The organism is Micromonospora sp. NPDC049559 (genome assembly GCF_040676675.1).
GTDB lineage: Bacteria > Actinomycetota > Actinomycetes > Mycobacteriales > Micromonosporaceae > JBFAPK01.
In genome coordinates this window covers 1-23,737 of record NZ_JBFAPK010000014.1, presented here as the reverse complement: position 1 = coordinate 23,737, position 23,737 = coordinate 1, and the positions used below count along the sequence as shown (strand labels likewise).

17 protein-coding genes and 1 pseudogene are annotated in these 23,737 nt (G+C 72.8%); 16 read left to right on the top strand and 2 right to left on the bottom strand.

Annotated elements, in window-relative coordinates; translation table 11 throughout:
* The first annotated feature begins 122 nt into the window (after window positions 1-122).
* The 7 genes and pseudogenes from AB0J86_RS17225 to ahcY all read left to right on the top strand — a co-directional run bounded on the left by AB0J86_RS17225 (window position 123) and on the right by ahcY (window position 8,877).
* Window positions 123-1,337, top strand: a complete 1,215-nt coding sequence (locus tag AB0J86_RS17225; RefSeq protein ID WP_363858071.1) for a hypothetical protein — start codon at window positions 123-125, stop codon at window positions 1,335-1,337.
* Between the two features lie 102 nt (window positions 1,338-1,439).
* Complete coding sequence (locus AB0J86_RS17220) at window positions 1,440-2,825, top strand: phosphomannomutase/phosphoglucomutase (protein ID WP_363858069.1); 1,386 nt, start codon at window positions 1,440-1,442, stop codon at window positions 2,823-2,825.
* A 136-nt stretch (window positions 2,826-2,961) separates the two neighbouring features.
* Complete coding sequence (locus AB0J86_RS17215; RefSeq protein ID WP_363858067.1) at window positions 2,962-3,150, top strand: Trm112 family protein; 189 nt, start codon at window positions 2,962-2,964, stop codon at window positions 3,148-3,150.
* Between the two features lie 75 nt (window positions 3,151-3,225).
* Window positions 3,226-4,422, top strand: a complete 1,197-nt coding sequence (locus AB0J86_RS17210) for an SIS domain-containing protein (protein WP_363858298.1) — start codon at window positions 3,226-3,228, stop codon at window positions 4,420-4,422.
* An 82-nt stretch (window positions 4,423-4,504) separates the two neighbouring features.
* Window positions 4,505-5,425, top strand: a pseudogene (locus AB0J86_RS17205) (cation diffusion facilitator family transporter); the annotation flags it as partial.
* 155 nt (window positions 5,426-5,580) lie between these two features.
* Window positions 5,581-6,771 (top strand): mannose-6-phosphate isomerase, class I, encoded by a 1,191-nt coding sequence (gene manA, locus AB0J86_RS17200; RefSeq protein ID WP_363858065.1) that lies wholly within the window; start codon window positions 5,581-5,583, stop codon window positions 6,769-6,771.
* Window positions 6,772-7,377: 606 nt separating this feature from the next.
* Window positions 7,378-8,877 carry an adenosylhomocysteinase gene (ahcY, locus tag AB0J86_RS17195; protein ID WP_363858063.1) on the top strand — a complete coding sequence of 500 codons (1,500 nt, stop codon included), beginning with the start codon at window positions 7,378-7,380 and terminating at the stop codon, window positions 8,875-8,877.
* An 82-nt stretch (window positions 8,878-8,959) separates the two neighbouring features.
* Here the strand turns inward: ahcY and AB0J86_RS17190 are convergent, their stop codons facing one another.
* Window positions 8,960-9,124 (bottom strand): hypothetical protein, encoded by a 165-nt coding sequence (locus AB0J86_RS17190; protein ID WP_363858061.1) that lies wholly within the window; start codon window positions 9,122-9,124, stop codon window positions 8,960-8,962.
* Between the two features lie 239 nt (window positions 9,125-9,363).
* Here AB0J86_RS17190 and efeU point away from each other — a divergent pair, with 239 nt between their 5' ends.
* The 8 genes from efeU (at window position 9,364) to raiA (ending at window position 19,082) form a co-directional block, all read left to right on the top strand.
* Window positions 9,364-10,224: an iron uptake transporter permease EfeU gene (efeU, locus tag AB0J86_RS17185; protein WP_363858059.1), complete on the top strand. Its 861-nt coding sequence runs from the start codon at window positions 9,364-9,366 to the stop codon at window positions 10,222-10,224.
* 19 nt (window positions 10,225-10,243) lie between these two features.
* The gene (efeO, locus tag AB0J86_RS17180) at window positions 10,244-11,380 is read left to right on the top strand and encodes an iron uptake system protein EfeO (protein ID WP_363858057.1); all 1,137 of its coding nucleotides are present in this window, start codon (window positions 10,244-10,246) and stop codon (window positions 11,378-11,380) included.
* Between the two features lie 49 nt (window positions 11,381-11,429).
* On the top strand, window positions 11,430-12,713 hold the full coding sequence (gene efeB, locus AB0J86_RS17175) for an iron uptake transporter deferrochelatase/peroxidase subunit (protein WP_363858055.1): 1,284 nt from the start codon (window positions 11,430-11,432) through the stop codon (window positions 12,711-12,713).
* 389 nt (window positions 12,714-13,102) lie between these two features.
* Entirely contained in the window at window positions 13,103-13,792 is a 690-nt protein-coding gene (gene mtrA, locus AB0J86_RS17170; protein ID WP_363858053.1) for an MtrAB system response regulator MtrA, read from the top strand.
* Window positions 13,793-13,934: 142 nt separating this feature from the next.
* Window positions 13,935-15,599: an MtrAB system histidine kinase MtrB gene (gene mtrB / locus AB0J86_RS17165; RefSeq protein ID WP_363858296.1), complete on the top strand. Its 1,665-nt coding sequence runs from the start codon at window positions 13,935-13,937 to the stop codon at window positions 15,597-15,599.
* Window positions 15,596-17,428, top strand: coding sequence for an LpqB family beta-propeller domain-containing protein (locus tag AB0J86_RS17160; RefSeq protein WP_363858051.1), 1,833 nt, complete (start codon window positions 15,596-15,598; stop codon window positions 17,426-17,428). Before mtrB ends, AB0J86_RS17160 begins: the two co-directional genes overlap by 4 nt.
* Before the next feature lie 20 nt (window positions 17,429-17,448).
* Complete coding sequence (locus AB0J86_RS17155) at window positions 17,449-18,168, top strand: phosphoribosyltransferase family protein (RefSeq protein ID WP_363858049.1); 720 nt, start codon at window positions 17,449-17,451, stop codon at window positions 18,166-18,168.
* Window positions 18,169-18,416: 248 nt separating this feature from the next.
* Entirely contained in the window at window positions 18,417-19,082 is a 666-nt protein-coding gene (raiA, locus tag AB0J86_RS17150) for a ribosome-associated translation inhibitor RaiA (RefSeq protein WP_363858047.1), read from the top strand.
* Window positions 19,083-19,388: 306 nt separating this feature from the next.
* Here the strand turns inward: raiA and AB0J86_RS17145 are convergent, their stop codons facing one another.
* Complete coding sequence (locus tag AB0J86_RS17145) at window positions 19,389-20,561, bottom strand: GNAT family N-acetyltransferase (RefSeq protein WP_363858045.1); 1,173 nt, start codon at window positions 20,559-20,561, stop codon at window positions 19,389-19,391.
* A 170-nt stretch (window positions 20,562-20,731) separates the two neighbouring features.
* Here AB0J86_RS17145 and secA point away from each other — a divergent pair, with 170 nt between their 5' ends.
* Window positions 20,732-23,584, top strand: a complete 2,853-nt coding sequence (gene secA / locus AB0J86_RS17140) for a preprotein translocase subunit SecA (RefSeq protein ID WP_363858043.1) — start codon at window positions 20,732-20,734, stop codon at window positions 23,582-23,584.
* Window positions 23,585-23,737 lie beyond the last annotated feature (153 nt).

Here is a 23,737-nt window from a genome sequence, read left to right as displayed (position 1 = left end):
ATCCGCCCGCCCCGGCGTCGGATGGCCGACCATGGCGGCGTGGCCGACGGACTCGCTGGCGCGGGCGCGCCGGGGGGACACGGTAGCCTGTCCGCCGGACCCCAGCAGGACACAACGGCGAGGTGGAGATGCGGGTACGGCAGCAGGCGGCGCGGCTCGCGACGGTACTCGCCGTGCTCGGTGGGCTGGTCGCGCTCGGGGCGGCCCCGGCCGCGGCCGACGGCGAGGACAAGGTCAACCTGCGGGTGCCGAGCAGCTTCACCGCCGGTGGTTCGGCCGGCGCGGTGAGCGTGGGTGTGAGCAAGCGCAGCGGAGGCTGCGCCGTGGTCAGCACCGATTTGCGGATGCGGCTCGCCGGCCTCGCCGCGCACCAGGTCCAGGTCGAGTACGCGACGCGCCGCCAGTGGCGCCCCGTACCCCTCTCCGGCGGCGCGGGCGGGCTGGTCTTCACCGGCCGTACCACCCCGGACGAGCCGGTGCTCTGCGAGCGCAAGAGCGTGACGGTGCGGTACCGGGTGACGTTCCTGGCCGGGGCACCGGCCGGCACGCTGACCCTGGTCGGCGAGGCCGAGGCGGTGGGGGGCGGCCCGATCGAGCGGGACACCGCCACCGCGCGGCTCGTGAACCGGAACGCGTCGGCCTCGCCGAGCCGCTCCGCCACCGCGTCGCCGACCCCGGTGGAGGAGACCGAGGCCCCCGAGGTGCCGGCGGAGGTGGCCCCCACCCAGGCTGCCGCCGCCGTGCCGACCCCGCCCCCCGCCGACCAGGGCGGCGGCGGGCTCGGTGCCGGCGCGGTCGCGATGGGGTTCGGCGTGGCGCTGGTCGGTCTGGGCGGCGCGCTGCTGGTGTTCCTGCTGCGCCGCAACCGCCGCGGCGACGACCCGGCGGCGGCCGAGGCCGGACCGATCGACGCGTACCGGGGCATGCCGATCAACCAGACGCCGGTCCCGACGGTGTACGGCCAGCCGGCGGGCGCCGTGCCGGGCGGGCACGCGGCACCCACCGTGTACGGCCAGCGGCCGGCCGCGCAGCCCGCGCCGACGCTCTACGGGCAGCCCCCGGTCGCCCCCGGCGGCGACGCCACGCAGGTCGTCCCCCGGTCCGGCGGGCCGGTCCCCGGCGACCGGACGCGGGTGCTGCCGTCCGCCGGTGCCCCGGGTGGCGGCGAGGCCACGCAGGTCGTGCCGCCGGGCGGCGCGCCGGGCTTCGGCGAGGCGACGCAGATCATGCCCCGGGCCGGTGCCCCGGGTGGCGGCGAGGCCACGCAGGTCGTGCCGCCGGGCGGCGCGCCGCGCCTCGGCGAGGCCACGCAGATCATGCCGCGACTGCCGGACTGATCCCCGCCGGTGGCGGCGACCAGCGGGACTTGCCACCAGGCGGCGGGACCGGCTCCGATACGCTCAGGGGAGTTGATGCCGTCCCGCAGAGGAGCGAGACTCGTGTTCGATCTGTCCCTGATCGTCAAGGCGTACGACGTCCGTGGGACAGTGCCGGACCAGTGGGACGAGCGGTGCGCGGAGGCGCTCGGTACGGCGTTCGCGCAGCTCCTGCGGCAGGCGCCGGACCACCGGGACGCGGTGCTCATCGCGTACGACATGCGGGAGTCGTCCCCGGGGCTCGCCGCCGCCTTCGCCCGCGGGATCCGCGGCGAGGGGCTGGCCGTCATCGAGACCGGACTCGGCTCCACCGACATGCTCTACTACGCCTCCGGCGTGCTCGACCTGCCGGGCGCGATGTTCACGGCCAGCCACAACCCGGCCCGGTACAACGGGATCAAGATGTGCCGCGCCGGGGCGCGGCCGATCGGCCAGTCCAGCGGGCTCGCCGAGATCCGGGAGCGGGCCCAGGCGCTGCTCGACAGGGGCGAGGCGCGTCCGGCGGGCGAGCCGGTCGGGGCCCACGAGCGCCGGGACCTGCTCGCCGACTACGCCGCGCACCTGCGCGGGCTGGTCGACCTCTCCGGCATCCGCCCGCTCAAGCTGGTCATCGACGCGGGCAACGGGATGGGCGGCTACACGGTACCGGCGGTGCTCGGCGACGCCGTGCTGCCGGCGCTGCCGCTGACGATCGTGCCGCTCTACTTCGAACTCGACGGGACGTTCCCGAACCACGAGGCGAACCCGCTCGACCCGGACAACCTGGTGGATCTGCAGGTGGCGGTCCGCAAGCACGGTGCCGACCTGGGACTGGCGTTCGACGGCGACGCCGACCGCTGCTTCGTCGTGGACGAGCGCGGCGAGCCGGTCTCCCCGTCGGCGATCACCGGCCTGGTCGCGGTACGGGAGCTGGCCAAGTACCCGGGCGCCACGATCATCCACAACCTGATCACCTCGCAGGCGGTACCGGAGATCGTCCGCGAGCACGGGGGCGAACCGCTGCGCAGCCGGGTGGGCCACTCGTTCATCAAGGCGGAGATGGCCCGCACCAACGCCGTCTTCGGCGGCGAGCACTCGGCGCACTACTACTTCCGCGACTTCTGGTTCGCCGACACCGGCATGCTCGCCGCGCTGCACCTGCTCGCCGCGCTCGGCGAGCAGGAGCGCCCGCTGTCGGAGCTGGCCTGCGAGTTCGAGCGGTACGTCTCGTCCGGCGAGATCAACTCCACGGTGCCGGACCAGGCCGGGAAGCTGGCCGAGGTGAAGCGGGTCTACGGTGCGGCGGAGCTCGACGAGCTGGACGGACTGACGGTCCGCTTCGACGACGGCGCCTGGGTCAACCTGCGCCCCTCGAACACCGAGCCGCTGCTGCGGCTGAACGTCGAGGCATCGGACCGGGAGCGGATGACGGCGCTCCGCGACGAGCTGCTGGCGCTGATCCGCGGCTGACGGGCACCGCCGGGACGGCCCCGGGCCGCGTACCGCCCCGGCCGGAACGGTACGCGACATAGGATCCGGCAGCATAGGATCCCTGCGCCGGTGACGACCGCCGGTCGCTCGCCCGCCCGACGTGAAGGAGCCGATCGTGGCCCTGGACCCGCAGTTGCTCGAGATCCTCGCCTGCCCGGACACGCACCACGCTCCGCTGGACTACGACGCGGCGGCGCAGACGCTCACCTGCACGGAGTGCGGCCGGATCTTCGAGGTGCGCGACGACGTGCCGGTGCTGCTCCTGGACGAGGCGCGGGGCGGGCCGACCGCCGGTACGCAGTGAGTTCGCCCGGGGCGACGACGCTCCGGGGAGGCCAGAAGTGAAGACGATCGCGAGCCGCAAGGCCGAAGGGTGGCAGTGATGGAGGGCACGGCCGGCGTACGCGGGCGACGCGTTGCCGATGAGACCCTGCTCGACGACGTGACCGCGCTCGCCGACAGCGATCCGGGCGGCATGCTCCGGTTCACCGCGTCGGCCGGCGCGCAGGTACGCGAATCGGCGGCGCTCGCCGCGGAGGCGAACCTCGCCGCGCTCGGCGACGAGGGGCGGCCCCGTGCGGTGGTCATCGCCGGGATCGGTACGGCGGGCCGCACGGGCGACGTGCTCGCCACGGTCGCCGGACCGCGCTGTCCGGTACCGGTGATCGCGCACCGCAGCGCCGGCGTGCCCGGCTGGGTGGGCGCGGCGGACGTGGTGATCGCGGTCAGCGCCTCGGGACGCAGCCCGGAGGCGCTCGGCGCGGCCGAGGCGGCGGCCCGACGCGGCGCCCGCCTGGTGGCCGTCGGCGCCCCGGACTCGCAGCTCCAGTCGGTCGCCGAGCGGGCCCGGGCGCCGTTCATCCCGGTTCCCCGGCGCGCCCCGGCCCGGGCCAGCCTCTGGGCGCTCACCGTGCCGGTGCTGCTCGCCGCCCGTACGCTCGGCCTCGTGAAGGTCAACGAGGCGGACCTGGCGGAGACCGCGGCCCGGCTGGACGCGGACGCCGACCGCTGCCGTCCCGCCGCCGAGTCCTTCGTCAACCCGGCGAAGTCGCTGGCGCTGGGCCTCGCCGGTTCGGTCCCGATCGTCTGGGGCTCGTCGCCGCTGGCGACCGTGGCCGCCCGGCGCTTCGGCGACACCCTCTCGGCCAACGCGCGCTATCCCGTGGTCAGCGGCGCGCTGGGCGAGGCCGGGCGGGGTCGGGTCGGGCTGCTCGACGGCGTCTTCGGCGGGCTGGCCGAGTCGAGCCGGGACATCTTCGCCGACCCCGAGGAGGACGGGGTGGAGGCCACCCGGCTGCGGGTCGTGCTGCTGCGCGACGGCGGGCTCAACGCCGACGACGACACCGACGAGCCGCTCGCGGTGGAGGAGCGGCGCGCCGACGCGCTGCAGACCCTCGCCGAGCGGCGCGGCGTGCGCTGCGACGTGGTCACCGCCGAGGGCGGCTCCGCGCTGGAGCGGCTCGCGTCGCTGATCGCGGTGCCCGACTTCGCCTCGATCTATCTCGCCCTGGCCCATGGCCTGGACCCGATGGCGGTACCGGCCGTTACCGAGATGAAGGAGCTTGCCAACCCGTGAGCGAGCGGAGTGATCCCGCCCCGATGTCGCCCCACCCCGCGACCCGACGTACCGGCACCGCCCGATCGGGCGGAACGACGCGATGAGCGCCGGCGGCGGTACCAAGGCGATCGTCGCCGCGCTGGCGGCCAACCTCGGCATCGCGGTGACCAAGTTCGCCGCGTACCTGTTGACCCAGTCGTCGTCGATGCTCGCCGAGTCGATCCACTCGGTCGCGGACTCGGGCAACCAGGCGCTGCTGCTGCTCGGCGGTCGCCGGTCGCAGCGCCGGGCCACCCCGGAGCACCCCTTCGGGTACGGGCGGGAACGCTACATCTACGCCTTCATCGTCTCGATCGTCCTGTTCAGCCTCGGTGGGCTCTTCGCGCTCTACGAGGCGTACCACAAGTGGCACGACGGCGGCGCCATCGAGAGCTGGAAATGGGTGCCGGTGACGGTGCTGCTGGTGGCGATCGCGCTGGAGTCCTACTCGTTCCGCACCGCGATCAAAGAGTCGAACCTGGTCCGGGGCGACACCTCGTGGAAGGACTACATCCGCCGGGCCAAGGCGCCCGAGCTGCCGGTGGTGCTGCTGGAGGACTTCGGCGCCCTGCTCGGTCTGGTCTTCGCCCTCTTCGGCGTCTCGATGACCCTGGCGACCGGTAACGGCATCTGGGACGCCGTCGGTACCGCGATGATCGGCATCCTGCTCGTCGTGATCGCGATCGTGCTGGCGATCGAGACGAAGAGCCTGCTGCTCGGTGAGGGGGCGTCGCCGGAGCACGTCCGGAAGATCGAGACCGCGATCACCGAGGGGCCCGAGGTCGAGCGGATCATCCACATGAAGACGCTGCACCTCGGGCCGGAGGAACTGCTGGTCGCCGCCAAGGTCGCGGTCGGTGCGGCCGAGACGGCCGAGCACCTGGCCCGGGGGATCAACGCGGTCGAGTCCCGGATCCGCTCGGCGGTGCCGATCGCCCGGGTCATCTACCTGGAACCGGACATCTACCGCGCCTCGGCCGCCCCCGCTGGGGAAGCGGCCGGTACGGCGGGCGGGCCGGCCGCGTCCGGCGGCGAGTCGACCGCCAACGGCACCGCGTCCGGCGGCGGCGCCGCCGACCCGGCGGTGGCCGGCGGCGCGGCGGACGCGCAGCGGGCCGCCGGGAGCGGGGTCTGACGGTGGAGCGGCTCGATGGTCCCATCCGGGACTACGCGTGGGGTTCCCGCTCGGTCATCGCCGGTCTCCAGGGCCGGCCGGTACCGAGCGACGGCCCGGAGGCGGAACTGTGGTTGGGCGCGCACCCCGGCGCGCCCGCGACCGTACGCCGCATCGGCGGCGCGGTCAGCCTGCTCGACGTGCTCGCGGACGAGCCGGGGCGGTGGCTGGGCGAGGCACTGGTGCAGCGGTTCGGGCCCCGGCTGCCGTTCCTGCTGAAGGTGCTGGCCGCCGAGGAGCCGCTCTCGTTGCAGGCGCACCCGGACAGCGAGCACGCCCGCGCCGCGTACGCCGCGCAGCAGGACGCGCCCGAGGGGGCGCACCGCAACTACGCCGACCCGTACCACAAGCCGGAGTTGCTCGTCGCCCGTACGCCGTTCGAGGCGCTCTGCGGCTTCCGCGACCCGTACGCCTCGGCGGCGGTGATCGAGGCGTTCGACGTACCGGCGCTGGTGGGTGTGGTGGCCGCGCTGCGCACCGGCCCCGAGGGCCTGCGCGAGGCGGTCCGTACGCTGCTGACCTGGCCCGACGCGGACCGGGTCAAGCTGGTGGACGCGGTCGCCACGGCCGAGCTCGGCGCCGGCCTCGCGGCGGAGGCCGCGCTGGTGCGGATGCTCGCCGAGCGGTACCCGGGCGACCCGGGCGTCCTCGTCGCGCTGCTGCTCAACCACGTCACCCTCGGCGTGGACGAGGCGATCTGGATGCCGGCGGGCAACCTGCACGCGTACCTGCACGGCGCCGGCGTGGAGATCATGGCGGCCAGCGACAACGTGCTGCGCGGTGGCCTCACCCCGAAGCACGTGGACGTGCCCGAGCTGCTGCGGGTGCTGCGGTTCGAGGTGCTGGACGATCCGGTCGTCGCGCCGGCGCCGGTCGGGCCGGGTGTCGTCACCTGGCCGGTACCGATCGACGACTTCGCCCTGCACCGGGTCCGGCTCGACGAGGACGTGCCGGCGGTCCAGCTGGCCCCGCCGGGGCCCCGCGTGGTGCTCTGCTGGAGCGGCCGGTCGGAGGTACGGGACGCGGCCGGGAGCGTGACGCTCGATGCCGGACAGGCGGCGGTCGGCGCGGCCGACGGCGGCCCGCTGCACTTCGCCGGTGCGGCCGAGGCGTACGTGGCCTCCGCGGGCCTGGCGAGCCCCGGCCTGGACTGACGCCGCCCCGGGGGCCGGCGTGGTCCGCCGGACCCGCCGGGGCGCAGTCCACGCGCACCCGTGGCCGGCTCGCGTCCGTGACCGGCGGTCCTACGCGCGCTGTCGGGGCCGTCTCGGCGCGGGGCCGACTTGCCGGGATTACCGGGAATTTGCCGTTTCGCTTGACACGCCCACGCGCGGAGTGTGACTCTATAACCACGCAGCGTGACGGAGCGCAGAGCCTCGGAGTGTTGCGGGACAGCCAAACCGGGGGGATGCGCGGGGCGGGCGGACAGTGGGCGGAAGACCGTTCACGGCCGACCGCCCCGCGCGCTGTCCGCGTACGCCGGACGCCCCCGCGCTGTCCGCGTGGCCGACGGTGCGGAGAACCGGTGTCGCCCTCGCCCCGCGCGCTGTCCGCGTGCCCCCCGTCGCCGCGCGTCGGCGGGGGCGCGGCCCTGCGCTGGTGAGGCGGCCCGCCGCCGTCCGCCGGGACGGTCCGGGATCTGCCCGCCGACGGATCGGGTGGTCCTTCCGACGCGGTCGGTGTCCGCCTGACCGCTCACGGGGCGGCGGCCCCGGTAAGGTTGAGGGTCGCCCACCAGATCCGTCATGACAGGAGCTTCAATGACCAGCACCCTCCCGGCGCCCTCCGGCGGCGCTTCCCGCGAGGCCCGGCCCGGAACGGTCGCCGAGGGCGACTACAGGGTTGCGGACCTGTCGCTCGCCGAGTTCGGCCGCAAGGAGATCCAGCTGGCCGAGCACGAGATGCCCGGCCTGATGGCGCTGCGGCGGGAGTACGCCGCCGCCCAGCCGCTGCGCGGTGCCCGGATCACCGGATCACTGCACATGACCATCCAGACCGCGGTTCTGATCGAGACCCTGGTCGCGCTCGGCGCGCAGGTGCGCTGGGCCTCGTGCAACATCTTCTCCACCCAGGACCACGCCGCCGCGGCGGTGGTGGTGGGTCCGGAAGGGACCGCCGAGAAGCCGGCCGGGGTGCCGGTGTACGCCTGGAAGGGCGAGTCGCTCCAGGAGTACTGGTGGTGCACCGAGCAGGTGCTGCTCTGGCCGGACGGCGCGGGTCCGAACATGATCCTCGACGACGGTGGTGACGCGACGCTGCTGGTGCACCGCGGCGCGCAGTTCGAGGGTGCCGGGGCGGTGCCGCCGGTGGAGAGCGCGGACTCGGAGGAGTACGCGGTGATCCTGGAACTGCTGCACCGCTCGCTGGCGGAGGACGGCCAGCGCTGGACCCGGATCGCCGCCGGCATCAAGGGCGTGACGGAGGAGACGACGACCGGGGTGCACCGGCTGTACGAGATGCAGCAGAACGGCACGCTGCTCTTCCCGGCGATCAACGTCAACGACTCGGTGACGAAGAGCAAGTTCGACAACAAGTACGGCTGCCGGCACTCGCTGATCGACGGTATCAACCGGGCCACCGACGTGCTGATCGGCGGCAAGGTGGCGGTCGTGATGGGCTACGGCGACGTCGGCAAGGGCTGCGCCGAGTCGCTGCGCGGTCAGGGTGCCCGGGTCGTCGTGACCGAGGTCGACCCGATCTGCGCGTTGCAGGCGGCGATGGACGGCTACCAGGTCGCCACCCTCGACGACGTGGTGGAGACGGCGGACATCTTCGTCACCGCGACCGGCTGCTTCAACGTCATCACCCATGAGCACATGGCCCGGATGAAGCACCAGGCGATCGTGGGCAACATCGGCCACTTCGACAACGAGATCGACATGGCCGGCCTGTCGAAGCGGTCGGACGTGCGGCGGACGAACATCAAGCCGCAGGTGGACCTCTGGAGCTTCGAGGACGGCCACGCCATCATCGTGCTGTCGGAGGGCCGGCTGCTGAACCTGGGCAACGCGACCGGGCACCCGAGCTTCGTGATGTCGAACTCGTTCTCCAACCAGACGATCGCGCAGATCGAGCTGTTCACCAAGACCGACGAGTACCCGATCGGGGTGTACACGCTGCCGAAGCACCTGGACGAGAAGGTGGCCCGGCTGCACCTCGACGCGTTGGGGGCGAAGCTGACCGAGCTGACCAAGGAGCAGGCGGCGTACCTCGGCGTGCCGGTCGAGGGGCCGTTCAAGCCGGAGCACTACCGCTACTGACGATTGCCGGGTGCCGCCGCCGACCGCGCTCGGCGGGTGGCGGCACCCGGAGGCGGGAACGAAAGGACCGGGCCGGCTGGGATCAGCCGGCCCGGTCCTTTCCGCGCCCGCCGAAGGCGCGTACCCAGGTCCAGACGCAGTAGACGAGCCAGCCGGTGGCGACGGCCGTGGCCAGCGGACGCAGCCGCAGCATGTTCAGGATCAGGACGATCGCGAGTACCGCGAGCCACGGCAGCCAGGACTTCACCGGCCCATTGGACCAGAGCGGCGCCCGCCGGGTGACGCCCCCGGGCTCTGATCTTGCGGCGTCCCGCGCCGGCCCCGGCTCCGTCGTGCCGCATCCGGTACGTGGACGTCACGCTCCGTCGATGAGCAGCGGAAACGTGGCGAAGGATTCAGCCGGAACGGCTTGACGGGCGCCGCGATTCGGGGGAAGGTATGGCTGCCCTAAGTTAGGCACGCCTTACGTCTGCCCTCGGAGTTCCGATGTTCGCCACCTACCTGATCGGCCTGCGCGAGGGGCTGGAGGCCACCCTGGTGGTCAGCATCCTCGTCGCGTTCCTGGTGAAGTCGGAGCGCCGGGACCGGCTGCCGCAGGTCTGGCTCGGCGTGGGCGCGGCGGTGGCGCTCTCCGTCCTCTTCGGCTGGCTGTTGACGTACACCAGCACCACGCTGCTGAACACCTCCGCCGAGCGGGAACTCTTCGACGCGGTCACGTCGGTGCTCGCGGTCGTCTTCGTGACCTGGATGATCTTCTGGATGCGGCGGGCCGCGCGCTCGATCGCCGGGGAGCTGCGCAGCAGGCTCACCGAGGCGCTCGCGCTCGGCGCCTTCGCGGTGGCCGGGATGGCGTTCCTGGCGGTGGTCCGGGAGGGTCTGGAGACGGCCATGATCTTCTACTCGGCGGCGCAGGGCGCGAGCGGCGAGGCCGGCCCGCTCTACGCGCTCACCGGTGGCGTACTGACCGCGGTGGCCCTCGGCTACCTGCTCTACGCCAGCGCCGTACGGATCAACCTCACCAGGTTCTTCACCTGGACGGGGGCGTTGCTGATCCTGGTCGCGGCCGGCATCTTCAAGTACGGCGTGCACGACTTCCAGGAGGCGAACGCCCTGCCGGGACGGACCACCCTGGCCTTCGACATCAGCACCGTGCTCGACCCGTCGAGCTGGTACGGCGCGCTGCTCTCCGGCATGTTCAACATCACTCCGGCGCCGAGCGTCTTCGAGGTCGTCGCCTGGCTGGCCTACGGCGTACCGGTGCTCGTCATCTTCCTGCGGCCGGCGCGACGTACGACCGCGGCCGGTCCCACCAGCCCGGCGTCCACGGCCGCGCCGCAGAACGCCTGACCGCGAGGAGTACGTACCGATGCGTTCCACCCGTTTCCTGGTGCTGGCCGCCGCCGGCCTGCTCGCCCCGGTGGGGCTGGCCGGCTGCGGTGGTGGCGATAGCGACGGCGCCGACGCCGCGGCCGGTGGCCCGATCGCGGTCAAGGCGACCGACAGCTCCTGCGAGGTGGCCCGTACCGACACCACGGCGGGCACGGTCACCTTCAAGGTCACGAACTCCGGTGCCAAGGTCACCGAGTTCTACATCTACGCGACCGGTGACCGGATCATGGGCGAGGTGGAGAACGTGGTGCCGGGCGTGAGCCGGGAACTGCGGGTCGAACTCCCCGCCGGGACGTACCAGACCGCGTGCAAGCCGGGCATGATCGGCAACGGGATCCGGGGCGCCTTCAAGGTCAGTGGCTCGGCCGCGCCGCTGACCGACAACGCCGCGCTGGCCGAGGCGAGCGCGAGCTACCAGCGGTACGTGCAGAGCCAGACCGGCGCGCTGCTGGACAAGACCACGGAGTTCGTCAACGCCGTGAAGGCCGGCGACGTGGCGAAGGCGAAGGCGCTCTACCCGGTCGCGCGGACGTACTGGGAGCGGATCGAGCCGGTCGCGGAGATCTTCGGAGACCTCGACCCGAAGATCGACGGCCGCGAGGACGTGATCGAGGAGGGGATGGAGTTCACCGGCTACCACCGGATCGAGAAGGACCTCTGGACCACCGGGAACATCGCCGCCGACGGCCCGATCGCGGACCGGTTGCTCGCCGACGTCAAGGAGATCGTGGCCAAGGCCAACGCCGAGAAGCTCTCGCCGCTCAACCTGGCCAACGGCGCCAAGGAACTGCTGGACGAGGTGGCCAGTAGCAAGATCACGGGCGAGGAGGAGCGGTACTCGCACACCGACCTGTGGGACTTCAGCGCCAACGTCGAGGGCTCCAAGGCCGCGATCGCCGCGCTGCGGCCGGTGCTCCAGGAGCGGGCGCCGGACCTGGTGAAGCAGCTCGACACGGAGTTCGCCAACGTCGAGACCACGCTCGGCAGGCACCGCGCGGGCGACGGCTGGAAGCCGCAGAACCAGCTCACCCCGGCCGAGCTGAAGGAGCTGTCGGACGTGGTCAACGCGCTGGCCGAACCGATCAGCCGGGTCGCCGCGGTGGTGGCGAAGTGAGCTCCGCCCCCCGGGCGGGCCGGAGCGGGGTACGGCGCGGGAGGCCGGCGTGAGCGGGATCAAGGTCTCCCGGCGGGGCGCGTTGGCGCTGGCCGGGGCCGGCGTCGCGGGCGTCGCCGGGGTCGCCGCGGGGGCGGGGGCGTTGGTACGCGGGGCGGTGGACGCCTCGGCCGGGCAGCAGCCGGACCACCCCTCGGGCGCGGTGCCCTTCTACGGCGAGCACCAGGCCGGCATCACCACCCCGGCACAGGACCGGCTGCACTTCGTCGCCTTCGACGTGGTGACCAAGGACCGGGCCCGGCTGGTCGACCTGCTCAGCGAGTGGAGCGCGGCGGCGGCCCGGATGACCGCGGGCGCGGACGCCGGCGTGATCGGCGCGGTCTCCGGCGCGCCGGAGGCGCCGCCGGACGACACGGGCGAGGCCCTGGGCCTGCCGCCCGCCGGGCTCACCCTGACGGTCGGCTTCGGCCCGACGCTGTTCCGCGACGCCGACGGCCGGGACCGCTTCGGCATCGCCGACCGGCGGCCAGCCGCCCTGGTCGAGCTGCCCCGGTTCCCGGGCGACGCGCTGCGGCCGGAGATCTCCGGCGGTGATCTCTGCGTGCAGGCGTGCGCCAACGATCCGCAGGTGGCCGTGCACGCGATCCGCAACCTGGCCCGTATCGGCATGGGGGTGGTGACGGTGCGCTGGTCGCAGCTGGGCTTCGGGCGTACCTCGTCGACCTCCCGGGACCAGGCGACGCCGCGGAACCTCTTCGGCTTCAAGGACGGTACGGCGAACCTGAAGGCCGAGGACGCGGAGCTGCTCCGGCAGCAGCTCTGGGTGCAGCCCGGTGACGGAGCGGCTTGGCTGGAGGGCGGCTCCTACCTGGTCACCCGCAAGATCCGAATGACGATCGAGACCTGGGACCGGACCTCGCTGGCCGAGCAGGAGGCCGTGGTGGGCCGGACCAAGGGCACCGGTGCCCCGCTGGGCGCCTCGGGCGAGTTCGACCCGATCGACCTCGCCGCGACCGGACCGGACGGTACGCCCCGGATCCCCCGGGACTCCCACGTCCGGCTCGCCCACCCGGACAGCAACTCCGGTGCCCGGCTGCTGCGCCGTGGCTACAACTTCGTGGACGGCTCCGACGGGCTCGGCCGGCTGGACGCCGGGCTCTTCTTCATGGCGTACCAGCGGGATCCGCGCCGCCAGTTCGTCCCGATCCAGACCCAGCTTGCCCGCAACGACGCCATGAACGAGTACCTCCGGCACGTCTCCAGCGGGCTCTTCGCCTGCCCGCCCGGCGTACGCGACGCGGGCGACTTCTGGGGCCGGACCCTCTTCACCTGACCCCGCCGGTCCCCGCTGGCCGCCCTCTGCCGGGCGCCGGCCCTCCGTTGGCGACGGGCCCTCCGTTCCGGCGCGGCAAGGCGCGGCCCGGCGGCCGGGCGCGGACCCGCGGCCCGGCGACCCGGGGCGGCCCGGCGGCCGGCGATCCGGGCAGGCGGGCCGGTTCCGGGCAGCCGCGTCGGGCCTGTGGATGAGCGGGGGATCTGTGGATAACCTCGGATCCTCGGCCGCATATCCGACTCTGGGGCGAGATCGCGACCGGGCTTGCAGTAGTTATGGTTTCGCGCGGCTTTTGTTCTCCGGCGATCGCGGGATCCCCGCGGGGCCGGGGGACCGTCGGGGGCGTGGGCGGGTCCCACGCGCCGGAGCGGGGGTGGAATATTAGTGCCATGAGAGCCCGGGTACTGGTGGTTGACGACGATCCCGCGCTGGCCGAAATGCTCGGTATCGTCCTGCGAAGCGAGGGTTTCCTACCCTCGTTCGTGGCCGACGGCGAACGGGCGTTGGCCGCGTTCCGCGACAGCCGGCCCGACATCGTGCTGCTCGACCTCATGCTCCCCGGGATGAGCGGGATCGACGTGGCGCGGGCGATCCGTGCCGAGTCCGGGGTGCCGATCGTCATGCTGACCGCCAAGAGCGACACGGTCGACGTGGTGCTCGGGCTGGAGTCGGGCGCGGACGACTACGTGGTCAAGCCGTTCAAGCCCAAGGAACTGGTGGCCCGGATGCGGGCCCGGCTGCGCCGGGGCGAGGACGCCGCGCCGGAGATGCTCTCGATCGGGCCGCCCGGCAACCAGATCAGCATCGACGTGCCGGCCCACACCGTCAGCCGGGACGGCGACGAGGTGAAGCTCACGCCGCTGGAGTTCGACCTCCTGGTCGCGCTCGCCCGCAAGCCCCGCCAGGTCTTCACCCGCGAGGTGCTGCTGGAGCAGGTCTGGGGCTACCGGCACGCGGCCGACACCCGCCTGGTCAACGTGCACGTGCAGCGGCTGCGGGCCAAGATCGAGCCGGATCCGGAGCGACCCGAGATCATCCTGACCGTACGGGGCGTCGGCTACAAAGCGGGCACCGGATAGGCTGGGTGCCACTGTGGCCGGCCCGACGACCTTGACTCCGGCGTTCCTCGCCCGCGCCCGCCGCGCCGCGCGAGTCCTCCTCTCCGCTCGCGCGCGCGGCAATGTGCGGGCCTTCTGGCGTGCCCTGGTGCTGCGGGTGGCGATGCTCGTCTCGGCGGTACGCCAGACCTGGCGCCGCTCCTTGCAGGTCCGGGTCGTCTCCATCACCCTGATCGCGTCGAGCCTGCTGGTGGGCGGCTTCGCCTACCTGGTGGCTGACAAGATCACCAACATCCTGCTGGAGAACACCTCCGAGGACGTCCGGGAACGGCTGCAGAGCGGGCGCGAGTACGCGGCGAACCAGATCAGCGTCTACAACCAGCCGGGCGAGCCGAAGCTGCAGGGCACGCTGGAGAGCACCGTCGGCTACCTGGCCGGCGGGGACCCCCGGCAGGTCGGTGGCGTGGTCGTCGCCCTCACCGCCGACCAGTACCCTGCCTCGATCAAACCGGCCATCTCCCCGGCCGTGGACGTCCGGCCGATGATCAGCGAGGAGCTGCGGCAGCGGGTCGCCGAGAACGACCAGGTGGCCCACCAGATCCGGACCGGCGACCTGGGCAGCGGGCGCAAGAAGTACCTGGTCTACGGCTCGCCGGTACGGACCCGCGTCGGCCAGCTGGAGCTGTACTACTTTGTACCGCTGGAGCGGCAGGACACCACGGCGACCCAGGCCCGGTCGACGGTACTGGCCACCGGCGTGGCCCTGGTCCTGTTGCTCGGGCTGCTCTCCGCGCTGGTCACCCGGCTGGTGGTCAACCCGGTCCGGGTCGCCGCGCGGACCGCCCAGCGGCTCTCGGCCGGCCTGCTCGACCAGCGGATGGCGGTCAACGGCGAGGACGACCTGGCGCTGCTCGCCGCCTCGTTCAACCAGATGGCGACCAACCTGCAACGCCAGATCCTGCGGCTGGAGGAGATGTCCCGGCTCCAACGCCGGTTCACCTCCGACGTCTCGCACGAGCTGCGTACCCCGCTGACCACCGTCCGAATGGCGGCGGACCTGATCTTCGCCGAGCGGGAGGAGTTCGAGCCGGCGGTGGCGCGCAGCGCCGAGCTGCTCCAGGCCGAGCTGGACCGCTTCGAGAGCCTCCTCACCGACCTGCTGGAGATCAGCCGCTTCGACGCCGGCTTCGCCATGCTCGACGCCGAGCCCACCGACCTGGTGCCGGTGGTGGAGCGGGTGGTCGACCGGCTCGACGGGCTGGCGACCCGGTGCGGGGTGCCGCTGCGGCTGCTCGTACCGGACCACCCGGTGATCGCCGAGGTCGACCCGCGCCGGGTGGAGCGGATCCTGCGCAACCTGGTCGGCAACGCGGTCGAGCACGGCGAGGGACGGCCGGTCGAGGTCACCCTCGGCGCGGACGCCACCGCCGTGGCGATCACGGTCCGGGACCACGGCATCGGGCTCAAGCCGGGCGAGGAGAAGCTGGTCTTCAACCGCTTCTGGCGCGCCGACCCGTCCCGGGCCCGGCAGACCGGCGGTACCGGCCTCGGCCTGTCGATCAGCCTGGAGGACGCCCGGCTGCACGGCGGCTGGCTGGAGGCGTGGGGCGCGCCGGGCCAGGGCGCCCAGTTCCGGCTCACCCTGCCCGCCCGGGCCGGCGACCGGCTGACCACCTCGCCGCTGCGACTGGTGCCGGCCGACGCCACGGCCCCGGTCGACGACCTGCTCCAGCCCTCCGCCGCACCGCTGGCCATCACCGCCGGTGGCGCCACGCCGCTCGCCCCGGGCGGCGCCGTGCCGGAACCCCGTACGGAGGTGAGCCCGTGAGACGCCTACCGCTGCTGGCGGCGAGCGCGTCGATGCTGCTCGTGACGGTGCTGACGGGCTGCGGCATCCCGGACGAGACGGACGTACGGGTCGACGGGCAGGTACCGACCCTGAAGTACGACTCGCCGTACGGGGACGCGCCGCCGATACCGCCGCAGCGGCTCAGCAGCGGCGACGACGTGTCGAAGTTCGTCACCAACTTCCTGCAGGCGGCCGCGGGCGAGAGCAACAAGGCCTACCAGCGGGTCCGGGACTACCTGGTGCCGAGCCGGCAGGGGGACTTCAAGGAGAAGCAGGGCGGGGCCCAGATCAACGTGGTCCGGCTCCGTACCGACGTGCCCCTGGTGACCGAGGACAGCTCCAGCAGTTCCGTCACCATCGAGGTACAGCAGGTCGGGGTGCTCCGGGCCGACGGCACGCTGGCGCCGCCGGTGCTCACCGACTCCCGGTACACCTTCAAGGTCGGCAAGGCCGACCCCAACGACACCCGGGGCAACGTCGGCCTCTACCTGCTGGAACCGCCGCCCGCGCTGCTGCTGAGCGACGACGCGATCAAGAAGTACTACCGCGAGCAGACGGTCTACTTCTGGAACAGCGAGCGGAGCGCGCTGGTGCCGGACCTGCGCTACCTGCCCCTGGAGGTACCGCCGCAGCGGCGGGCCACCGAGGTGCTGGGCTGGCTGATCAGGGGCCCGGCCGACTGGCTCACCTCCACCGCGGTGCCGCTGCCGGACGGCACCGAGCAGATCGGTACGGTGCCGCAGACCGGTGACCGCATCGAGGTGAACCTCTCCGCCCTGCCCGGGCCGGACGAGGAGGCCGAGCTGAACCGGCTGGCCACCCAGTTCGCCTGGTCGCTCCCGCCGGACCTGCACGGCAAGCTGGAACTCAAGATCCGAAACCAGACCCGCCGGGTGATCGACGTGGGTCAGGAGCGGAACGACCACCGGCCGAGCACCGCGGCCCCGCAACGGTACTGCGTCTACGGCGGCATGGTCCGGCCGCTGACCATCGGCGAGCAGAACTCCGGCACGCCGATCGCCCCCGCCCTCAACCACGACGTCGTCTCCGCGGCGCTGGCCCGGGGCGCGCACGGGGTGCTGGCGGCGCTGGTCACCGCGACCGACGACGGGCGGCGGCGGCTCCAGGTCGGGGTGGGCCCGGTCCAGGTGGAGGGCGTCACGCCGGGCGCGAAGACGTACGCCTCGATGAGCCGGCCGGTCTGGCTCAGGGGCGGCGACCCCGAGAAGCCCGTCGGCCTGGTGGTCGCCGACGGCGTCCTCTACCGGTTCCAGCCCGGCGACCCGGCGCTCGCTCAGGTGGCGCTCCCCGACGCGCCCGGCCCGGTGACCTCGGTCGCCGCGGCGCTCGAGGGGAGTCGGATCGCCTTCGTCGCGGGCGGCCGGCTCTACGTGGCCGCCCTGACGGCGGAGAGCGGCGCCGCGGGCACCGGGCCGGCGCTGACCGTCGGGCCCGCCCGCCAGGTCGTCACGTCGCTGACCGACCTCTCGGGGCTCGACTGGAGCAGCGAGCAGCAGCTTCTCGTGGCGGGTACCGCCCCCGAGAACCGGCGGCCGGCGATCTACGAGATCAACCTGGACGGCGGGGTGGAGACGACCTTCGCCGAGCAGTTGGGTTCCAAGGTCACGAACCTCGCCGCGTACCCGATGAACACCGTCACCGCCCGGGTGCTCTACGAGGTGAACAAGGTCTCCTGGTACGCGCAGTACAACAACTTCATCAAGATCGAGCGGGACGCGGTGGCGGGTGCGCCGCCCCCGGCCCCGGGCGTCACGGCGAACATCACCGCGCCGTTCTTCTACTACTGAGCACGGCGGGGAGGCCGGGCATGGTGGCTGGCGTCTGGGCGGAGCTGACCGACCTCGTGCTGCCCGCCGAGTGCGCCGGCTGCGCGGCGGAGCGGGTACCGCTGCGGTACGGCGTCTGCGCGTCCTGCGCCGCGACCCTGGAGGCGCTGCGCCCCGGGCCGGTACGCCCCACTCCGGCCCCGGCCGGGCTGCCCGGGTGCGCCGCGCTCGGCGCGTACCAGGGGGTGCTGCGCGAGGCGCTGCTGTCGTACAAGGAACGTGGCCGGCACGGGCTGGCCCGGCCGCTGGGCCTGCTCCTCGCGGAGGTGGTGGCCCTGCTGGCCGCCCCCGCCGCCGGCCCGCCCGGACCCGTGCTGCTGGTACCGGTGCCCGCCACCGCCCGGGCGATCCGGGCCCGGCACGGCGACCACGTACGCCGGCTCGCCCGGCACGCCGCCGGTCGGCTGCGCCGGTCCGGCTGGCCGGTCGCGGTGGCGCAGCCGCTGGTGGCGCTGCCCCGGCCGGACTCGGCGGTGCTGGACAGCGCGGGCCGGGCGGCGGCGGCCGCCTCGGCGTTCCGGTTGCGCCCCGGCCGGCTGCCCGCGCTGCGGCGTACCGCCGAGCAGGCCACGGTGATCGTGCTGGACGACATCGTGACCACCGGCGTGACGCTGGCCGCGGCGACCCGGCTGCTGACCGGCGCCGGAGTGGCGGTGCGTGGCGCCGCGGTGCTGGCGGCCACTCCCCGCCGCCGCGCATGATCACTCTGCGTGCTCGCGTTTTCACCTAAAACTTCTCGAAACGGTCTTGCTGCAAGTGGTGACGTCGGGGAGAACAGGAGTTAGCGTTTTCCTTACCGGGGGTATGTCGGATATCCAACCCGCTCCCCCGGGCACCGAAAGGAGGCGCGCCAGTACGCAACCGGTCGGGGCCAGGGAACCATCCCGACAGGGTCTGCACGGCCGGGAGTCATGTCACCGCACGGCTGTCCACTGCAGGGAGGTCACGCGTGGATATCGTGGTCAAGGGCCGCAATGTCGAAGTGCCGGACCATTACCGGGTACACGTAGCCGACAAGCTCTCCAAGATCGAGCGATACGATCAGAAGATTATTCGTGTTGACGTAGAGCTGTTTCACGAACGCAATCCGCGACAGTCCGACCATTGCCAGCGAATCGAAATCACGTGCGTATCCCGCGGACCGGTGATCCGCGCGGAGGCTTGCGCCAAGGACTTCTACGCCGCGCTCGACGCCGCGTACGCGAAGCTGGAGACCAGATTGCGCCGGGTGGCCGACCGCCGCCGCGTGCACCGCGGGCGGCACGCCCCGGTATCCGTCGCCGAGGCCACCGCGGAGCTGCCCGTGGCGGCCTCCAACGGTTCCGCCCTGGCCACGCTGACCGCGGTGGCGCCCGCCCGCCTCGACCACGCCGAGCCGGAGTTCGACGGTTTCGACGGCCACCTCGACGGCGACCTCGACGGCGACCGGCCCGGGCAGATCGCGCGGAAGAAGACGCACACCGCCGAGCCGATGACCGTCGACGACGCGCTCTTCGAGATGGAGCTCGTCGGGCACGACTTCTACCTCTTCCTGGACAAGGAATCCGGCCGGCCGAGCGTCGTCTACCGGCGCAAGGGCTACGACTACGGGCTCATCGCCATCGCCGATCGGTAACCACGACCACCCGACGGTGGGCGTCCGCCGGGCCTGTCGCGTCCGTGGTGGGCGCGGTGGATGGCTCGGCCGGGCGCTCCAGGGCGGGGCCCGCCGTACCCGGCGCAGCTCGTCAGGCTCGATCTCTTCGTCGGGCCCGGCGGGCCCCACCTGGTCGGGGTGCGGTCTGCGGTGCCGTCACGGGTGTACGGGTCGGGCAGGACCGGGACGAAGCGCCGGGTCCACGGGTCGTTCGCCCCCGCCACCAGCGCGTCGACGTCGTCCGCCCGGTAGGGACGCGGCCGGACGCCGTCGACCTCGACGACCTCAGGCGTCCGCACGGTCCACCGACAGGTCGCTCGGCAGCAGCCCGGCCGTCCAGACGTCGCGGGGCTCGCCACGCTGCCAGGCGCCGGCCCGCCGGACGCCCTCCGGCACGAAGCCCGCCTGCTCGGCCACCCGGCGCGAGGCGGTGTTGCCGACGTACGCCTCCCATTCGACGCGGGCCAGGTCGAGCGCGGCGAAGCCCCAGATGCAGAGCGTCCGCAGCCCGGCCGAGGCGTAACCGAGTCCCCGGGCGGCCGGCGCGACGACGAAGGCGATGTCGGCCAGCGTCGGGTCGGCGGGGGAGATGCGCAGCTCCATCGCGCCCACCGCGGCGTCGGCGGCGTCGGCGAGGACGAAGACCGCGCCGTCGCCGCGGTCCCACCGGCCCCGGGCGTACGGCCCGGTGAAGAACTCGGCGTCGGAGCGCTGGTACGGATGGGGCACGCCGGTCCAGCGGACGGTCTCGGGGTCCCGGCAGGTCGTCACGAGCGACTCGACGTCGCGCTCCTCGGGCCGGCGCAGCCGGATCTCCCCGCCCCGGGCCTTGCCGGCCAGCACCGGCTGGGGGCGACCGAAGACGGCGGCCCGCCGGGCGGCGAGCGTCCCCGGCCCGGCCAGGGCCGAGGTGTCCCGGTCCAGGTCCCCGGGGAGCAGCGAGCCGATCCACCCGTCCCCGGTACCGGCCGGGTTCGGATCGGCGAGCCGGAGCTGGCCCTCGACCCGGAATCCGGCCCGGAGCGCGACCAGCCGGGAGGCGTGGTTGCCGAGTTCGGCCTGCCAGATCACCCGGCGGATGCCGAGCGACTCGAAGGCCCAGCGGGCGACCGCCCGGGTGGCGCGTACCGCCACGCCGCGGCCCCGGGCCCAGGGCGCGGTCCAGTAGCCGACCTCGGCCGAGCGCAGCCCGTGGTCGATGCCGACCAGACCGCAGGAGGCGAGCAGCTCGCCCGTACCGGCGTCGCAGACCGCGAACGGGGCGCCGGTGCCGGCGGCCCAGCTCTGCGGGGCGATGGTGCCGACGAAGCCGATGGCGTGTTCGAGCAGGTACGGCGAGGGAACCGTCGTCCAGCGCCGGATGTCCGGATCCTGGCAGGCGCGGTGGACCGCGTCGGCGTCGGCGGCCCGCCAGGGACGCAGGAGTAGGCCGTCCTCGTTCAGCTCCGTTGGCTCCACCGGGCCATCGTGCCGGACCGTTCGCGCTGGGCGTAATCGGATTTGGCGTCGCCGCGCGGAATAGTCGGGTGGAATGTCGGTTTCGAGTGATCGGGCAGCGCCGCGACTGCCAGATGGCCCGGCGCAGCGCCTACGATGGTTCGGCAGACTGTCTAGGGGAGCGTTGATCCGTGTCGATTCTGGAAAAGGTCCTCCGCGCCGGCGAAGGTCGCATGGTGCGCCGGCTCAAGGCCGTAGCCGCTGCCGTCAACTCGATCGAGGACGACTACGTCGACCTCACCGACGCCGAGCTCCGGGCGCTGACCGATCAGTACCGGGAACGGATCGCCGACGGCGAGTCCCTCGACGACCTGCTGCCCGAGGCGTTCGCCACGGCCCGGGAGGCGGCCGCCCGGGTGCTCGGACAGCGCCACTACGACGTACAGATCATGGGCGGTGCCGCCCTGCACTTCGGCAACATCGCCGAGATGAAGACCGGTGAGGGCAAGACCCTCACCTCGGTACTGCCGGCCTACCTCAACGGGCTCTCCGGCAAGGGCGTGCACATCGTCACGGTCAACGACTACCTCGCCGAGCGCGACGCCGCCTGGATGGGGCGGGTGCACGAGTTCCTGGGCCTGACGGTGGGGGTGATCCTGCCGAACCGGCCGGCGGCCGAACACCGGGCCGCATACGAGGCGGACATCACCTACGGCACCAACAACGAGTTCGGCTTCGACTACCTGCGCGACAACATGGCCTGGTCCAAGGACGAGCTGGTACAACGCGGCCACAACTTCGCGATCGTCGACGAGGTCGACTCGATCCTGATCGACGAGGCCCGTACCCCGTTGATCATCTCCGGCCCGGCCGAGCACTCGGCGCGCTGGTACAGCGAGTTCGCCGGCGTGGTGGCCCGGCTCCAGGCCGGCAAGGACGGCGAGGGCGACTACGAGGTCGACTACTCCAAGCGGACCGTCGCGATCACCGAGCGCGGCGTCGCGAAGGTCGAGGACCGGCTCGGCATCGACAACCTGTACGAGTCGGTGAACACCCCGCTGGTCGGCTACCTGAACAACGCCATCAAGGCCAAGGAGCTCTACAAGCGGGACAAGGACTACATCGTCAGCGACGGCGAGGTCCTGATCGTCGACGAGTTCACCGGCCGCATCCTGCACGGCCGGCGCTACAACGAGGGCATGCACCAGGCCATCGAGGCCAAGGAGGGCGTGGAGATCAAGCAGGAGAACCAGACTCTTGCCACGATCACCCTGCAGAACTACTTCCGGCTCTACACCAAGCTCTCCGGCATGACCGGTACCGCCCAGACCGAGGCGGGGGAGTTCAACAAGGTCTACAAGGTCGGCGTCGTGACGATCCCGACGCACCGTCCGATGGTCCGCCTCGACCGGCCGGACGTGATCTACAAGACCGAGAAGGCCAAGTTCAACGCCGTCGTCGAGGACATCGCCGAGCGGCACGAGGTGGGCCAGCCCGTGCTCGTCGGCACCGTCTCGGTGGAGAACTCGGAGATCCTCTCCCAGCTGCTGCGCCGCCGGGGCATCCCGCACGCCGTGCTCAACGCCAAGTTCCACGCCAAGGAAGCGGAGATCGTCGCCCAGGCCGGGCGCAAGGGCGCGGTCACGGTCGCGACCAACATGGCCGGCCGCGGTACGGACATCCTGCTCGGCGGCAACGCCGAGTTCCTCGCGGCCAACGAGCTGCGCCAGCGCGGTCTGGACCCGGTCGAGCACGAGGACGACTACGCGAAGGCGTTCGAGGAGATCCTGCCGAGGTGGAAGGAGGCCTGCGAGGAGGAGGCCGAGGTCGTCTCCGCGGCGGGCGGGCTCTACGTGCTCGGTACCGAGCGGCACGAGTCGCGGCGGATCGACAACCAGCTGCGCGGTCGTTCCGGCCGGCAGGGTGACCCGGGCGAGTCGCGGTTCTACCTCTCGCTGCAGGACGAGCTGATGCGGCGGTTCCGGGCCGGGGCGGTCGAGGCGGTGATGGAGCGCTTCAACATCCCGGAGGACGTGCCGATCGAGTCGAAGATGGTCACCCGGCAGATCAAGAGCGCGCAGGCGCAGATCGAGGGCCAGAACGCCGAGATCCGCAAGGACGTGCTCAAGTACGACGACGTGATGAACAAGCAGCGTCAGGTCGTCTACGCCGAGCGGCTGCGGGTGCTCAACGGCGAGGACCTGAGCGACCAGGTCCAGCACATGATCGACGACGTCATCACCGCGTACGTCCAGGGCGCCACCTCGGACGGCTACCCGGAGGACTGGGACCTCGAACAGCTCTGGGCCAGCCTCAAGCAGCTCTACCCGATCGGCGTCACGATCGAGGACCTCGAGGAGGAGGCCGGCGGCGAGCGCAACAGCATGGACGCCGACTTCCTGCTCGCGCAGATCAAGGACGACGCGCACGCGGCGTACGACCGGCGCGAGGAGGAGCTCGGCTCCGAGGCGATGCGCCAGCTCGAGCGGATGGTGCTGCTGCAGGTCATCGACCGGAAGTGGCGCGAGCACCTCTACGAGATGGACTACCTCCGCGAGGGCATCAGCCTGCGGGCCTACGCCCAGCGTGACCCGGTGGTCGAGTACCAGCGCGAGGGCTTCGAGATGTTCGCCACGATGATGGACGGCATCAAGGAGGAGACCGTCGGCTTCCTGTTCAACCTGGAGGTCCAGGTCGAGGGGGCCGAGCAGGCCGAGGCCGAGGAGGGCCCGACCGAGGTCGTGCTCGACCAGCAGCCGGTGGAGATCCGGGCCAAGGGCCTCAACCGGGCACCCCGGCGGCAGGGGCTGCAGTACTCCGCCCCGGTCGTCGACGGCGAGGCCGGCGTGAGCGGCGTGGTACGCGAGCAGCCGCAGACGCAGGCGCCCGCGCTCGGCGTCGGTACCCAGCCGCCGGCTCCCCGCCGTACCGCGGCGCCCGGCCAGGCGGTCGGCGGCAGCGGCCCGTCGCGCAACGCCCCCTGCCCGTGCGGTTCGGGACGCAAGTACAAGCGCTGCCACGGCGCGCCCAGCGGCGGCGCCTGATCCCCGCGGCGCCCGGTCCGACCGGGTGCCGGACGACTACCCGACCGGGGGGGGGGCGGGGGGCGGGGGGGCGGGGGGGGGGGGGGGCCCGGGCGGGGGGGGGGGCGGCGCCACCAGTGGTTTTGTGGTGTTTGGGGGGTGGGGGGGGGGTTT

Coding starts and splice junctions, on each gene's coding strand:
- ahcY (WP_363858063.1), top strand. CDS start 7,378: ATGACCAGCACCCTCCCGGCGCCCTCCGGCGGCGCTTCCCGCGAGGCC.
- efeU (WP_363858059.1), top strand. CDS start 9,364: ATGTTCGCCACCTACCTGATCGGCCTGCGCGAGGGGCTGGAGGCCACC.
- efeO (WP_363858057.1), top strand. CDS start 10,244: ATGCGTTCCACCCGTTTCCTGGTGCTGGCCGCCGCCGGCCTGCTCGCC.
- mtrA (WP_363858053.1), top strand. CDS start 13,103: ATGAGAGCCCGGGTACTGGTGGTTGACGACGATCCCGCGCTGGCCGAA.
- mtrB (WP_363858296.1), top strand. CDS start 13,935: ATGCTCGTCTCGGCGGTACGCCAGACCTGGCGCCGCTCCTTGCAGGTC.
- AB0J86_RS17155 (WP_363858049.1), top strand. CDS start 17,449: ATGGTGGCTGGCGTCTGGGCGGAGCTGACCGACCTCGTGCTGCCCGCC.